Origin of the sequence: Microbacterium sp. LRZ72 (genome assembly GCF_033792225.1) — a bacterium.
Classification (GTDB): domain Bacteria; phylum Actinomycetota; class Actinomycetes; order Actinomycetales; family Microbacteriaceae; genus Microbacterium.
Genome location: NZ_JANGEX010000005.1, coordinates 20,244 through 34,958 on the forward strand (window position 1 = coordinate 20,244; position 14,715 = coordinate 34,958).

15 protein-coding genes are annotated in these 14,715 nt (G+C 69.3%); 13 read left to right on the plus strand and 2 right to left on the minus strand.

What is annotated here, in order from left to right; all coding sequences use genetic code 11:
* Positions 1-59 precede the first annotated feature (59 nt).
* Positions 60-1,136, minus strand: coding sequence for a LacI family DNA-binding transcriptional regulator (locus M4I32_RS07080; RefSeq protein ID WP_319033780.1), 1,077 nt, complete (start codon positions 1,134-1,136; stop codon positions 60-62).
* Positions 1,137-1,306: 170 nt separating this feature from the next.
* On the opposite strand from M4I32_RS07080, the gene M4I32_RS07085 reads away from it, so the two are divergent.
* The 3 genes from M4I32_RS07085 to M4I32_RS07095 are packed head-to-tail and all read left to right on the plus strand — an operon-like array spanning position 1,307 to position 3,588.
* Complete coding sequence (locus M4I32_RS07085) at positions 1,307-1,885, plus strand: hypothetical protein (RefSeq protein WP_319033781.1); 579 nt, start codon at positions 1,307-1,309, stop codon at positions 1,883-1,885.
* 1 nt (position 1,886) lies between these two features.
* Positions 1,887-2,465 (plus strand): phosphoribosyltransferase family protein, encoded by a 579-nt coding sequence (locus M4I32_RS07090; protein WP_319033782.1) that lies wholly within the window; start codon positions 1,887-1,889, stop codon positions 2,463-2,465.
* A 58-nt stretch (positions 2,466-2,523) separates the two neighbouring features.
* The gene (locus M4I32_RS07095) at positions 2,524-3,588 is read left to right on the plus strand and encodes an ABC transporter substrate-binding protein (protein WP_319033783.1); all 1,065 of its coding nucleotides are present in this window, start codon (positions 2,524-2,526) and stop codon (positions 3,586-3,588) included.
* A gap of 99 nt (positions 3,589-3,687) precedes the next feature.
* Here M4I32_RS07095 and M4I32_RS07100 read toward each other — a convergent pair whose 3' ends face one another.
* Positions 3,688-4,062, minus strand: coding sequence for a hypothetical protein (locus M4I32_RS07100; protein WP_319033784.1), 375 nt, complete (start codon positions 4,060-4,062; stop codon positions 3,688-3,690).
* A gap of 122 nt (positions 4,063-4,184) precedes the next feature.
* On the opposite strand from M4I32_RS07100, the gene M4I32_RS07105 reads away from it, so the two are divergent.
* From M4I32_RS07105 to M4I32_RS07150, 10 genes are all read left to right on the plus strand, one after another.
* Entirely contained in the window at positions 4,185-4,772 is a 588-nt protein-coding gene (locus M4I32_RS07105) for a nitroreductase family protein (protein ID WP_319033785.1), read from the plus strand.
* A gap of 175 nt (positions 4,773-4,947) precedes the next feature.
* Positions 4,948-5,580 (plus strand): XRE family transcriptional regulator, encoded by a 633-nt coding sequence (locus M4I32_RS07110; RefSeq protein WP_319033786.1) that lies wholly within the window; start codon positions 4,948-4,950, stop codon positions 5,578-5,580.
* A gap of 98 nt (positions 5,581-5,678) precedes the next feature.
* The gene (locus tag M4I32_RS07115) at positions 5,679-6,416 is read left to right on the plus strand and encodes an ABC transporter ATP-binding protein (RefSeq protein WP_319033787.1); all 738 of its coding nucleotides are present in this window, start codon (positions 5,679-5,681) and stop codon (positions 6,414-6,416) included.
* On the plus strand, positions 6,413-7,201 hold the full coding sequence (locus M4I32_RS07120) for an ABC transporter permease (protein WP_319033788.1): 789 nt from the start codon (positions 6,413-6,415) through the stop codon (positions 7,199-7,201). The genes M4I32_RS07115 and M4I32_RS07120 overlap by 4 nt, the downstream gene beginning before the upstream one ends.
* A gap of 111 nt (positions 7,202-7,312) precedes the next feature.
* Complete coding sequence (locus tag M4I32_RS07125) at positions 7,313-8,461, plus strand: hypothetical protein (protein WP_319033789.1); 1,149 nt, start codon at positions 7,313-7,315, stop codon at positions 8,459-8,461.
* Between the two features lie 98 nt (positions 8,462-8,559).
* Entirely contained in the window at positions 8,560-9,675 is a 1,116-nt protein-coding gene (locus tag M4I32_RS07130) for a mandelate racemase/muconate lactonizing enzyme family protein (RefSeq protein ID WP_319033790.1), read from the plus strand.
* Between the two features lie 19 nt (positions 9,676-9,694).
* The gene (locus tag M4I32_RS07135) at positions 9,695-10,597 is read left to right on the plus strand and encodes an NAD(P)-dependent oxidoreductase (protein WP_319033791.1); all 903 of its coding nucleotides are present in this window, start codon (positions 9,695-9,697) and stop codon (positions 10,595-10,597) included.
* Positions 10,594-12,795, plus strand: coding sequence for a malate synthase G (locus M4I32_RS07140; protein WP_319033792.1), 2,202 nt, complete (start codon positions 10,594-10,596; stop codon positions 12,793-12,795). Before M4I32_RS07135 ends, M4I32_RS07140 begins: the two co-directional genes overlap by 4 nt.
* A gap of 299 nt (positions 12,796-13,094) precedes the next feature.
* Positions 13,095-13,745, plus strand: a complete 651-nt coding sequence (locus M4I32_RS07145) for a DAK2 domain-containing protein (protein ID WP_319033793.1) — start codon at positions 13,095-13,097, stop codon at positions 13,743-13,745.
* Between the two features lie 395 nt (positions 13,746-14,140).
* Positions 14,141-14,680 carry a hypothetical protein gene (locus M4I32_RS07150; RefSeq protein WP_319033794.1) on the plus strand — a complete coding sequence of 180 codons (540 nt, stop codon included), beginning with the start codon at positions 14,141-14,143 and terminating at the stop codon, positions 14,678-14,680.
* Positions 14,681-14,715 lie beyond the last annotated feature (35 nt).

Consider the following 14,715-nt stretch of genomic DNA (forward strand, 5'->3'; position numbering starts at 1 on the left):
GTGTGAAAGACCGGGCCGAGCACCGACACACGGCACCGTCGGCCCCGGCGCGCGGCGAGTCACCTCCAGCGCCGGTCTTTCGTCCGAGACCGCGGCCGGGGGTCGGCCGGCCCCGGCGGCCGAGTGCTCTCGCGCCACCGGATGTCGGCAGGCACGTCTCCGACCGCTGCTGGCGGGGCGGTACCCGCGATGCGAGCCTCCAGCAGCGCGAAGAGCTGCACGCCGAGGGCCGCGGGCTGCAGGTCGACGGCCGAGACCGGCGGCTGCGCCAGCTGCGCCCGGGTGCTGTCGGTCGTCGCGATGATCTGCACGTCCGCAGGGATCCGGCGACCCGTGGTCGCGATCGCTTCGAGCACGGCGGGCAACGCGGCCTCGACAGCCAGGTAGATCGTGTCGACGCCCTCGCGGCACGCTCTGCGCACGCGCTCGAGCGCATCGCGTGGGTCGAACGGCAGCGGCAGCACGGCGACGTCGGCCCTGACGTCTGCACGATCGGCGGCCCATTCCTCCACTGCGTCCGCCACGTCCGTCATATAGCTCTGCCCCGCGTCGGCGGTCACGAGCAGCACATCGCGCATGCCGCGCTCGTACAGGCCATCGAGCGCCGCGCGGGTGATCGCACGCTTGTCGTTGTCGACCACCCAGTCGGGCGGCTCGGCCCGCGAGATATCGCGGCCCAGCGTCACGTGCGGCACCCCTCGCTCCTCGAGCAGCCGCAGCAGCGGATCATCCGGGGCCGGGTCGATCACGGCGACGCCGTCGACCGGCAGCGTTCCCACGGCCCCGGCGACCGACGGCCCTGACAACAGCACGGGATATCGCCGCTCACCCAGTGCCGCGTCGCAGAAAGCGCGCTCGCACCGCACCAGAAAATCGAGATCGCTGACCCCCCACGATGTCGCATCCGGCACCTCGGCGACGAGCCCCACCAGCCCCGTGCGCGCGCCGCGCATGTGCAGCGCACTGATGTTCGCCCGGTAGGACAGGCGGTCGGATGCTTCGCGCACGCGTTCGCGCGTCGCCTCGCTGATGCGGCCGGCACCTCGCAGCGCCTGCGACACCGCGCTCATCGACAGCCCGGTATCCGCCGCGATGTCCTTCAGCGTCGAGCGGTCGCGCAGCGTCGGCTCATCCACACCGCGATCCTATGCCGCCAACCCCGGCCCTCCGGCATCCGCGACGGCCCTCAACCACACCCACGCTGAAACAGAGATGTAACGAAACATCGCCGCCCGCGAAACACGAATGGTGCAACCTTGCATCACCACCGGCGCTCGCGCCGAAGCTCCACGAAGATTGGCACCACATGACCGACGCCCCCGTCGTCGCGGTCCTCGGACCCTCCAACATCGCTCGCACGGCCGGCGCCGCCGGCATCGACCCCGCGCGGCTCGTCGCCGCCGCAGAGACGGTGGGTGCAGCACTCGCCCGGCGCGGGTGGGGCATGATCGTCGTGCCCGACCGCGGCATCGCGGTCGCAGCGATGGACGGCTACCTCACCGATGGCGGAACACGACTGATCGGCCTGTGTCCTGCGTCCGGGGTCTGCGAGCCCGCTGCCACCGCGTCGATCCAGGCGCAGCAGGATCGCTGCCACCACCTCGTCGACGACCTCACATGGTACGAACAGCACCATCGCATCGGCGTCCTGGCCGACGCGATGGTCACCATCGGACTCAGCTGCGGCACCATCGCCGAGCTGGCATGGACCAAGTGGAACCCCACTGCCCCTCCCGTCGCGTTCATCGCCGGCACGGCGAGCGGCCTGCCGGTCGAGCTCGCCGCCGAACTGCGCGTCGACGAGACCCCCCTCGAGGGGGTCGACGCGTGGCTGGATGCAGCCCTCCCGGCCGCCGTGCGCTCCACGATGCCGGCGGGGGTGTGACGTGGCCGACGTCTTCGCCGCACAGATCGGCTCACAGCGCGTCGACCTTCCGGTCGTCGAACTCGCGCCAGGCTTTCGCGCCGCGCTGCTCATGACCATCGACCTTCGCATCTCGGTGCTCGAGCGCGCCAGTACCGAGCTCGCCGCGCTGCTCGAATCCCGCAGCGTCGAGACCGTCGTCACGGCCGCAACCCTCGGCATCCCGATCGCGACCCCGCTGGCGAAGGCGCTCGGCCTCGACCGCTACATCGTGCTGCAGAAGAGCCGCAAGTGGCACCTGCGTGACAGTCCGTTCGCCGAGCTGACGTCATCGACCACCATGGATGCGCAGCGTCTCACGCTCGATGCCGACCGCATCCCTGAGGTCGCCGGCGCGCGGGTCGCATTCGTCGACGACGTCATCGCAACCGGCAGTTCGGCCCGCGCCGCCCTCGATCTGCTCACGGAGCACGGGGCCGAGATCGTCTCTGTCGCGGCCCTCATGACCGAGGGCGATGAATGGCGCGAGCGCCTCGGCCCCTACGCCGATCTGGTGCAATCGCTCGGACACCTGCCGTCAGGTGCCGAGCTGCCCGGTTGAAGCGCACCGCAACCGACCACCCATCCGCACCGCACCCGACACCCCGAGGAAGAGCGACATGACCGCACACCGCACCGCCACCGGCATCCTGGGCACCGCCCTGCTCGCCACCACCGTCCTGCTCTCTGGCTGCGCTACGGCCGACGCCGAACCGGGCGCCTCAGAGGACACAGAGGCCGCCTCGCTCGGCGACCTGACTCTGCAGCTGCCCTGGATCCTCAACTCTCAGTTCATCGGCGAGTACCTTGCGGTCGACGAGGGCTACTTCGCCGAGGCCGGGCTCGACAGCGTCAATCTGGTCCCCGGCCCGTCCTCGGCCGTCAGCGAGGTGCTGAGCGGCGCCGCCGACATCGGCATGGCCGACGCCATGACGATCGGCTCGATCATCGCGAACGAATCCGCGCCCGTGAAGATCATCGCCAGTACCTACCAGAAGAACCCCTACAGCGTGCTCTCGCTCGACACGGAGGACGCGATCCGCACGCCCGAGGACATGATCGGCAAGAAGATCGGCGTGCAGGACGTCAACACCGTGCTGTTCAACGCCCTTCTCAGCGCCAACGACATCGCGCCCGACGAGGTCGAGATCGTACCCGTGAGCTACGACCCGTCCCCGCTCATCCTGGGCGAGGTCGACGGTTACATGTCGTTCCTCACCAACGAGTCGATCCTGGTGCGCGCCGAGGGCCACGATGCCGTCGACATGGCCTTCGCCGACAACGGGCTGCCGTTCGTCGCCGACGCCATCATCGCCACCGACGAGATGATCGAGGCCGAACCCGAGAAGCTGAAGGCGTTCCTCGAGGGTGAGATCCGCGGCTACACCGAGGCGCTGCGCGACCCGCAGAAGGGCATCGACCTGATGATGGCCCAGACCGGCACCGACCTGGGGCTGGATGCTGCGAACGAGCTGCTCTGCGCCGAAGCGGCGAACGAGCTGTTGATCGTCACCGACGAGACGGCCGAGAACGGCCTGTTCACGACATCCGAGACGCTGCAGGAGCAGACCGTCGGCACGCTCGAGACCGCGGGGATGACGGTGGCCGCAGAAGACATGTTCGACATGAGCCTGCTCGCCGAGGTCTACGCCGAGCACCCCGAGCTCATCGACTACGCGGGCTGACCCGGCACGACCCGCCAAACCCTCGCGGCGGCGGCACTTTTCGGCGGCGGCGCCACGAACAAGCGCAGCCGACGCCGAAAAGTGCCGCCGCGGCGCACGTCACCCGAGCGCGACGATCAGCGACAGCACGGCGAGGAGCGCGACGATCGGCGTCATCGTGAAGCGCTCCTTGCGGCTGCGCGAGATCGCGTTCATGAGGATGCCGAGCGCGAAGTAGGCCGTGACGACCCAGGCGGCGACGACGATGACCGCATCGGGCACCGGGGCGGGCGCGGCTCCCGCCCGGGCGAGCATGATCCAGGCGATCAGCGCGTACAGCACGATCGAGACCGCGCTGCCGATGCGCTTGCCCCGGGGCAGCACCCGGTCGGCGCCGCCCCAGGCGAACTCTCCGAGCGGGGCGCCCGCGACGAGCGCGAGTTGGAACACGGCGAGCGCGCCGAGGATGACGCAGAGGACGACGACGGCGATCACGAGCCGAACAGTAGCAGGGGCCTGCCGCCGGCCGAGGGAATACCTCCCCCGGCCGGCCCGTTGGTCGTCCATGGAACAGCGTCGTCCCGAACATCGCCCCTCACCGACATCCGGGAGACACCATGACCGCCACCGCCTACCGTCGCACCGCGCCCACCGACGTCCCGATCCTCGACGTCCTCGCCGAGCGTTGGAGCACGCGCGTCTTCGACTCCGAGGCCGCGATCGACGAGCAGGCCCTGGCCAGCGCCCTCGAGGCGGCCCGGTGGTCGCCGTCGGCGAGCAACACGCAGCCATGGCGGTTCATCGTCGCACGTCGCGGCTCTGACGCATTCGAGGCCGTCCACCGTGCTCTCCGCGGCTTCAACAAGGAGTGGACCGGCGCTGCGTCGGCACTCATCGTCTCCGTCGCCGAGACGGTGGACGACCAGGGCCGGCCGCGCAATTCCGCCGTCTACGACGTCGGCCAGGCGGCGGCGCACTTCACCGTGCAGGCGCACGCCGAGGGACTGCACACGCACCAGATGGGCGGATTCGACGCCGCGATCATCTCCGAGGCCTTCACTCTCGACGCACGCTTCGTGCCCCTCACGGTCATGGCCGTCGGCACGCTCGGCGACATCGACGCCGTCTCGGACGAGCTGCGCGATCGCGAGCTCACCCCGCGAGCGCGCCGCCCCCTAGTGGACTCGCTCCTCGTCGACGCATAGCGGAGGGCCGCGAGGGCGCCCCGTTCCTGACGCTCATCCCCCGTGCACAACTGCGGGCGCCGCGGCCGACACGCCTCGGCATCCGCTCACCGCCCGGGGTGTCGGGCCCGCCGCCCGCAGTTGTGCGCGGAACACGGCACCGGCCGGGACGCGCAGCACCCTTTAGGCTCGTGACATGGCAGCGATCCCGGGCGACGAGAGCGACGCCCGGATGACCGCCGAACTGGGGCGTCGAATCAGTGCGCTCCGCAAGGACAAGGGGCTGACCCTCGTCGCTCTCGCGGCGCGTACCGATCTCTCGCAGCCATTCCTCAGTCAGATCGAACGCGGCCGAGCCCGCCCCAGCATGCCGTCGCTGCATCGACTGGCATCCGCCCTCGGCACGACGACACCCGCCCTTCTCTCGGGCGGTGTGCGCGGGAACGGATCGGCCGCCGAGGTCGACAGCGCCACGGTGAGTCTTGTGCGAGTGGACCAGGGGTCGATGGCGGCCCAGTCGAACGGACAGGTCAAGTCGCTCGTCGTCGGCGAGCGGTCCATGTACCCACTCGAATTCGTCACCAGCGTCACGGAGTTCGAGGACTACTACGAGCACCCCGGCGCCGAGTTCATCTACGTCATCTCCGGCCACCTCGAAGTCGACCTTGCCGACGACGGCATCCATCTCATCGGCGCCGGCGACACGCTCTACTTCGCCGGTGGAGTGCGCCACCGATGGCGCATCGTCGGCGTCTGGCCGGCGCGACTGCTCGTGACCCAGCTCGGCACGGACGACGCGAGCCAGAATATTGCCAGCGAGCATATGTAGGAGATCACGAGACTTTCACGGCACGGCAATTCAGGGGAAATACACCTGAAACATCTTCAGCGGATATTGATGTTGTCAATATTTAGTCTGGAGAGCAGATGCCCGGTGCCACACTCGACTTCCGCGACGTCGAGATGCGATTCCCCAATGGGACCGTCGCTCTCAATGACGTCAGCCTGTCGGTCCGGCCCGGCGAATTCGTGGCACTCCTCGGCCCGTCGGGCTGCGGCAAGTCCACCCTGCTGCGGCTGGCGTCCGGCCTCGACACCGCGACCGCTGGGCGCACCGAGACCGGAACCGATCGCATCGGCTATGTGTTCCAGGACGCGACCCTGCTCCCGTGGCTGAGCGTCGAGCGCAACGTCGCCCTGTTCGGCGAACTCGACCACCTGCCCCGCAAGGAGGTGTCGCGGCGCGTCGCCGACTGCCTCGCGCTGGTCGGTCTCACGCGCTTCGCGAAGCACCTCCCTCACCAGCTCTCGGGCGGCATGCGGATGCGGTGCTCTCTGGCCAGGTCGCTCGTCAACAACCCCGCGCTCTTCCTCTTCGACGAGCCGTTCGGAGCTCTTGATGAGTTCACCCGGGAGAAGCTGAACGACGACGTGAGAGGCCTGTGGCGGGACGAGCGTTTCACCGGCGTCTTCGTCACCCACTCCATCAGCGAGGCCGTCTACATGGCGACGCGCGTCGTGGTCATGGGGGCCGCGCCCGGGCGGATCATCGGCGAGTTCGATGTGCCGTTCGGCGACGACCGCGACGAGCACACGCGGTACTCGCCCGAGTTCGCCCAGATCTCGGGGCAGATCTCCGACCTGCTGAAGGCGGCGATGGCATGACCCGCACTCCGTGGAAGTCCATCCTGCTCCCCCTCGCGTTCGCCACCGGGGTGCTCGCGCTCTGGTACATCACGAGCGCCTTCCTGCTCTCGCCGTCGCGGCAGTTCATCCTGCCGATGCCCCACGAAGTGCTCGTCGTCGCTTTCCTCGACGTCGAGAACCTGGGCGACCTCCTCACCCAGCTGGGCACCTCCGCCGTCGTTGCGATGACGGGTCTCGCGATCGCGGCGGCGATCGGAATCGGCACCGCGATCCTGATGAGTCAGGCCAAGTGGGTCGAAACGACCCTCTACCCCTACGCGGTCGCGCTGCAGAGCGTCCCGATCCTCGCCCTGGTACCGCTGATCGCTTTCGCCCTCGGCTACGGCTTCGGTAGCCGCATCCTCGTCGTCATCCTCATCTCGCTGTTCCCGATCATCACGAACACCCTCTTCGGACTTCACTCCGCGAGCGCGCAGATGAGAGACCTGTTCCGCCTCAAGAGGGCGAGCAGGTGGACGATCCTCTGGCGTCTGCAGTTCCCCGCCGCACTCCCGGCCCTGTTCACGGGCCTGCGCATCTCGGCGGGAATGGCCGTCGTCGGAGCAATCGTCGCGGACTTCTTCTTCCGCCAGGGCAACTCCGGCATCGGCCTGGCCATCGACACCTACCGCAACCTGCTCGACGGCGAGATGCTCTACGGCGCCATCATCCTGGCGTCCGCCTTCGGCCTCACCGTCTTCTGGCTCTTCGGCCTGCTCTCGCGCCTCGTGATCGGCAAGTGGTACCAGCCCGACCATCGCTGATGCGCCCGCACTCCTCCCCCCCGCACCGCACCCTCATCCGCACCGCGCCCTGATCCGCACCGCATCCTGATCCGCACCGCGCACCACCTCGACACCCCTAGGAGAGACCACATGACCCGAACACGCCTTCTCATGTCCGCCGTCGGAGCCGGAGCGGCCCTCACGGTCGCCCTGGCCGGTTGCAGCACCCCCGAGACCACCGCCGAGGATGCCGAAGCCGCGGGTGGCGCGGGGGCTCTCGGAGCCTGCCCCGAAACCGTCGTGCTGCAGACGAACTGGTTCCCCGAGCCCGAGCACTCTGCCGCGTACGCCCTGATCGACCCGGACGAGGCGACGACCGATCCGGATGCCGGCATCTACTCCGGACCGGCGATCGCCGACCCGAGCATCAACATCGAGGTGAGATCCGGCGGGCCCTTCATCGGATTCCAGCAGTCCACGGCCCTGCTCTACTCCGACGACTCGATCATGCTGGCGATGATCGACACCGACGAATCGGTGAAGCTCTCGGCCGACCAGCCGACGACCGCGGTGTACACCCCGCTGCAGGTCAATCCGCAGATCTTGCTGTGGGATCCCGAGCGGTACTCCTTCGATGAGATCTCCGACATCGGCGAGAGCGATGCGACGGTGCTCTACTTCCAGGGCGCCACGTACATGGACTACCTCATCGCTCAGGGCGACGTGCAGGAGGACCAGGTCGATGGGTCCTTCGACGGGTCGGTCACCCGCCTCGTCGCCGACGAGCCGGTGGTCATGCAGGGCTACATCACTCAGGAGCCCTACCGGCTCATGGTGGACTACCCGGAGTATGGGCGCGAGGTGGACTCCTTCCTCATCGCCGACTCGGGCTACGACATCTACCCCGCCGCGTGGTCGGGCAAGCCCGAGGTCGTCGAGGCGCAGTCCGACTGCCTCGCGCAGCTGGTGCCCGCCATGCAGCAGGCGCAGATCGACTACATGAACGACCCCGAGCCGGTGAACCAGGCGATCTCTGACTACCTGGTCGAGATCGACCAGTTCTTCCAGGTGACGCCCGAGCTGGGGGCTGAGATCCACCGGGTGATGCAGGACGAGGGCATCGTCGCCGACGGGACCGACGGCGTGTTCGGCTCGTTCGACGCCGAGCGCATGGAGCGCATGACCGGCATCCTGTCGGACATCTACGCCGAGACCGGCGTCGAGATCGCCGACGACCTGACCGCCGACGACATCTACACCAACGAATTCCTCGACCCGAGCATCAGCTACGGCGGATGACTCCGCTGGTGGGTGGCGTCGAGCTCCGGCGCCACCCACCACACCCCACCGCCCCTGCACCGCGCCCTTCCCCGGCCTCGTGACCGAAAGCAGCATCCATGACCATCGCCTCCATCACCCCGTATCCCGTGCGGATGCAGACCGACTACGCCGACATGACGCTCTTCTTCGTGCGTGTCGAGACCACCGACGGCGTCGTCGGCTGGGGCGAGAGCTGCGACAGCTTCGGCATCTCGTATCCGACGGTGCTCGCCCGCATCGTTGACGACGTATGGGGGCCCGCCGCAACCGGCCGGCGATTCCCCGAAGCCCTCGACGCCCTCGACGCGAAGCGCCGGAGCGTGGCCCGAACGCTCGGGTTCAGCCATTCCGCCGCCCAGTCGCTGAGCGCCGTCGACATCGCCATCCGTGATGCCCAAGCGCGAAGCGCCGGTCAGTCTCTGTCCGCAGCCCTCGGGCGCGTGAGCGAGCGCTTGCGCGTCTATGCCGGCAACAGCCACTTCCTCGAATCCCGCGGTGCTGCCGGGCACATCGCGTTGCTCACGCCCCTGCTCGAGCGCGGCGTATCGACCGTGAAGATGCGCATCGGCCCCGACTGGCGTACGGCCATGCGCGTGCTCTCCGACCTGCGCACCGACCTGCCCGCGATCGACATCATGGTCGACGGCAGCGAGCTGTTCTCGGTCGCCGAATCCCTTGAGATGGCAGAGCGACTCGCGGACCTGCGCGTCAGCTGGTTCGAGGAGCCCGTGCCGGCGAGTCGGATCCCCGCGATATCCCGCATCGCGGTCGCGTCACGGGTGCCGCTGGCCTACGGCGAGCATCTCTTCAGCACCGAGCACATGCTCGACACGATGGATGCCGCCGCCATCTCGGTCGTGCAGCCCGATGCCTCGATCTGCGGCGGCATCGCCGAGGCCCAGCTGATGGCCCGTACCGCGCTGGGACGGGGCGCGCGCGTCGTGATGCACCTGCACGGCAGCCCCATCACGATCGCGGCGAACGCACTCGTCGCGGCGGGCACGCCTGGCGTGGACCTCATCGAGTACCCCTTCCATCTCTCCCCCATGCTCAAGCGCGTCGCCCCGGAGGCGGGCTTCGACGTCGCCTCGATCGAGGACGGGTGCATCTCCGTCCCGACGGGCCCGGGACTGGGCATCGAGGTCGACACCGATGTGATCGAGGCGGGCCGCCGAGCCTTCCTCGACTCCTGAGTACGGTGAGGCCGTGACCATGTCATCACCACAGCGCGTGCTCGTCACCGGATCCCGCGGAAAGGTCGGCAGCCACGTCGTCGGCGCCCTCGTCGAGGCGGGATTCGACGTACGGGCCACCGACATCGCCCGGCCCGTCTACGACGCGCACGAGTCGAACGCCGTGCCCTACGTGCAGGCAGATCTGACGGAGCCCGGCGACGCGTACGCCGTCGTGCACGACGTCGACGCGGTCGTGCACACCGCGGGCATTCCCGAGCCGACGAAGAACGTCGCCCACACGGTCTTCTCCACCAACGTCGCATCGACCTTCAACGTCATCGAGGCGATGATCGCCAGCGGCATCCCGCGCCTGATCAACATGTCCAGCGACTCGGTGTCGGGCATGACGTGGGCCCACCGCCCGTTCCTCGCGCGCTTCTGCCCGATCGACGAGTCCCATCCCGATCTGGCACACGATGCGTACGGCATGTCCAAGCGCGTGTCCGAGATCCTGTGCGACGGGTTCGTGGCGCGCACCGACGCGAGCGCGGTGTCGATCCGCCCGACCTGGGTGCTCACCCCCGACACCTACGCGGCCAACCTCCGCCCGTTCTTCGAGGATCCCGATCTTCCGAGCGCGGTGTTCTGGTCGTACATCGACGTGCGCGACCTCGCCGATCTCGCCGTCGCAAGCCTGACCCACCCCACGCCCGGCCACGAGGTCGTCTACGCGGCCGCCGCCGACAACATCGGTGGCCGTGACCTGCTCGCCGACGTGGAGCGCCTGCATCCGACCGTCGAACGCCGCCCGGTGTCGCGGGTGGATGCGAGCGGGATCGATTCGTCCAAGGCCGCCCGGCTCTTCGGCTGGGTGGCGTCGCGATCGTGGCGCGATGAGCTGGGCACCGACGGCACACCCTTGAAAGACGCGCGTTCATGACCGATTACATCCACGCGGGGGGACTGCGCATCGCCCGTCCCCTCTTCGATTTCATCTCCGACGAGGCGCTCGACGCGGGAACGTCCCCGGGCGAGTTCTGGGCCGGTGTCGCGAGCGCCATCCGCGACCTCGCGCCACGACGTGCGTCGCTGCTCGCCGAACGAGACAGACTCCAGCAGTCCCTCGACGCGTGGCACCGCGCCCACCGCGACGAGACGCACGGCGGCGATCTGCAGGAGTACCGCGCGCATCTGTCGGACATCGGCTATCTCGTGCCGCACGACGACGCGCCCGCGCCGCTCACAACCACCCACGTGGCCGCCGAGCTCAGCACGATGGCCGGCCCCCAGCTGGTCGTGCCCGTCACCAATCCGCGTTACGCACTCAACGCCGTGAACGCGCGGTGGGGGTCGCTCTACGACGCCCTGTACGGCACGGATGCGATCCTCCCGCCCGATCCGACCGCGACGGGCTACGACGTCGCGCGTGGCGACGAGGTCGTGGCGCACGTGCGGGAGCTGCTCGACGAGGTCGTGCCCCTGGCCGAGGGCAGCCACGCGCGTTCCCGCGCCTACGCGGTCGCCGACGGCGCCCTCCGGGTCACACTCGACGACGGTCGCACGACGACCCTGGCGGATGCGGGGCAGCTCCGCGGATTCCGCGGACGTCCCGAGCAGCCGAGTGCGGTCCTGCTCGTACGCCACGGCCTGCATCTCGAGCTGCGGTTCGACGCGGATGCCGCTGTGGGGTCCCGCGACACGGCCTCGCTCGATGACGTGCACGTCGAATCCGCGCTGAGCACGATCGTCGATTTCGAGGACTCCGTCGCCGTCGTCGATGCCGAGGACAAGGTCGCCGCCTATCGCGTCTGGCTGGGCCTGAACCGCGGTGACCTCACCCACACGTTCGAGAAGCAGGGCCGCGTCGTCGAGCGCGCGCTCGCCGACGACCGCCACTACGTCGACCCGGCCGGCGAGCCGCTCGCCGTACCGGGCCGCGCCCTCATGCTGGTGCGCAACGTCGGTCTGCACATGAGCACGGATGCGATCCTGGATGCCGACGGCGAGCCCGTCAGCGAGACGATCCTCGATGCGGTGGTCACGACACTCTGCGCCCGGCAGCGCCTGCTTTCGTCCGTCGACGACACCGAGCCCTCAGCCGCACTCACGATCGTGATGCCCAAGCTGCACGGTCCGGTCGAGGTGTCGTTCATCGTCGACCTCCTCGGCCGTGTCGAGCAGCTCCTCGGGCTTCCGACCGAGACCCTCAAGCTGGGCCTGATGGACGAGGAGCGGCGCACATCGGCCAACCTCGCCGCCTGCCTGTCGCAGGCGTCCTCCCGCCTGGCCTTCATCAACACCGGCTTCCTCGACCGCTCGGGCGACGAGATCCACACCTCGATGCAGGCGGGTCCGTTCCTGCCGAAAGGGCAGCTGCGAGACCAGAGCTGGATGCGGGCGTACGAGCGCCGCAACGTCACGATCGGCCTTGCCGCGGGCTTCGCCGGCCGCGCTCAGATCGGCAAGGGGATGTGGGCGATGCCGGACCGCATGTCGGCAATGCTCACGGAGAAGATCACCCATCCGCTCGCCGGCGCGAGCACCGCGTGGGTTCCCTCCCCCACGGCGGCCACGCTTCATGCCCTGCACTACCTGCGGGTGGATGTCTTCGACCGACAGAGGGCGCTGCAGCACGAGGGGGTCGATCCCCTCGACGACCTGCTGACCATCCCGGTCGGCGATCCGGCGACGTGGACGGCCGACAGCATCCGCGGCGAACTCGAGAACAACCTGCAGTCCATCCTCGGCTACGTGGTGCGCTGGGTGGATCAGGGCGTCGGATGTTCGACCGTGCCCGACATCGACGGCGTGGGTCTCATGGAAGACCGCGCGACACTGCGCATCTCGAGTCAGCACATCGCGAACTGGCTCGTGCACGGTGTCGTGTCAGCCGAAGAGGTGCGCACCGCCATGGAGCGGATGGCCGCCGTCGTCGATGCCCAGAACGCGGGGCTCGCCGGCTACCGCCCGATGACCGCGGATCTCTCCGAGAGCGTGGCCTACCACGCGGCCCTGGCCCTGGTCTTCGGTGGGACGGCGCACTCGAACGGCTACACCGAGACGGTTCTGCACGGCTACCGCCGGGCGGCGAAGAAGCGGGACCGCGCCGGCGCCCCGGCGCCCCCCGCACATGGGTGACCCGAGGCCGATCGGCACGCCTCCGTAGTGCACCCGGTAGCGGCGAGCCAACACCACTGCCGATGTGCCAGGAATAGTCCGCTACCCGACCCCCGACGAATCGTTCGAGCGCCGCCCGCACAGCCGTGCACAACTGCGGATGCCGCGGGCGCCACGCCGCGGCATCCGCTCACCGCCCGGGGTGTCGGCGCCGCCGCCCGCAGTTGTGCACGCGACGCCGGTCGCTGCACGGTGTCTCGCCGGTCGCTACTCTCAGGAGCGTGGCCCGACCGAGGGCGCGCGAGACGAAGGATGCACGCATGATCGACGGCACGGGCGCGCTGACCTGGGTCTCGGCCTTCGAGACCCAGGTGCGGGCCGAGGGCGCCACGATCGCGGCGATGGGCGAGCGGCTCGGGTACCCCGGCCTCGACACCCGGCTCGGCGAGGTGTTCAGCTCCGGGCGCTCCTTCACTCCCCCGCGAGAGTCGGCGACATTCCACGACGTCTTCACGGCGCTGGCGCGGAGCTTCGTCGAGACCGACTCCCTGGCCGGAGCCGCCTTCGGCATCCTGTTCCACGCCCTGGCCCGCGAGGTGCGCGACGACGAAGCGGCGAACACGGCCACGCTCGCGAGCTCGGTGCGTACGGCCGAGAAGACCATCAGCCGACGTACGGGGGCGCGCCTGGGCGACAAGACCCTGCTCGACGCCCTCGCACCGACGGGCGCACGACTGGCGGATGCCGCGGCGGCGGGGGTCCGCGCGGTCCCCGCACTCGCGGTGGCCGGCGACGCGGCACGGGAGGGTGCCCGCGCCACCGAGGCCCTGCCCCCACGCTTCGCTGCCGCACCGGCGCCGCTCGACGCAGACGGCGGCCTCGGCGTCGCGGACCCGGGAGCGGTCGTCGTCGCTCTGTTCTTCGAAGCCGGGGGCGCGATGCACACACGTGCGCCGACCCCCGGGCGGTGACGACTTCGGGCAAAGATCGCCACCGCCCGAGAAGCCTCGCCGACGGGCGGTCCTGCCCCATCGACTCCCCCGTGCGCTCGGGTTCGGGTGTTGCGTCGCTCAACGTAGGCGTGCATGTGGCGGCCCCGCAATGGCGGGCCGCGCGCGTCACCCTCTTCTCACCCTTCCCCGGGCGGAATCGCCCCCATCCCCCAAGACGTCACCCGTTTGTTACCGCTGTGAAACGTGAGGAGTTGGCGAAACCTGCATGAATGCTGAATACTGACTGCGACGGGGGTGGTCACTGGGGGTCGCGCGACGGCTGGATCTTTTCCCCGGGCCTGCGGGGATGGGAGTCCCCTCGGCCCGACACACATGGCTGACATCGATCAGACGGAAAAGGGAAAACACCGATCATGAAGTTCTCACTCAAGAAGGCCGCGGCCGCCATCGTGCTCGCCGGCGCACTCGCCGTCGCCGCACCCGCCGCAGCCAGCGCCTACACCCCGAGCGGACCTGCAGACAACTCCACCAGCGCTGTCCCGGGGGGCACCGTGACGGTACCCTTCACTGGCTTCGCCGCCAACGAAGACGTGACCTTCACTCTCACGGGTGAGAATGCCAGCGCCGCCACGCTCGCGACGGTCGTCAAGACCGCGATCGAGACGAAGACCACCGTCAAGACCGCCGACGCCGACGGCAGCGCGTCCGTGAGCGTCACCCTCCCCGCCAACGCGACCGGCACCTACACGCTTGAGGCGTTCTCGGATTCGGCTTCCGCTGAGCCCTACACCATCACCATCGCCGCCAGCAGCGGCGGCACCGGGTCGCTCCCGAACACCGGCAGCGACGGCGCCCTCATGCTCGGCCTGTGGGTCGGCGGCGGCGCCCTGCTCCTGGCCGGCGGCGCGGTCGTCGTCGCGACGACGGTGCGCCGTCAGCGCCAGCACAGCTGATCATCAACGCCTGATCACAGCGCCCTCGGCGTCTC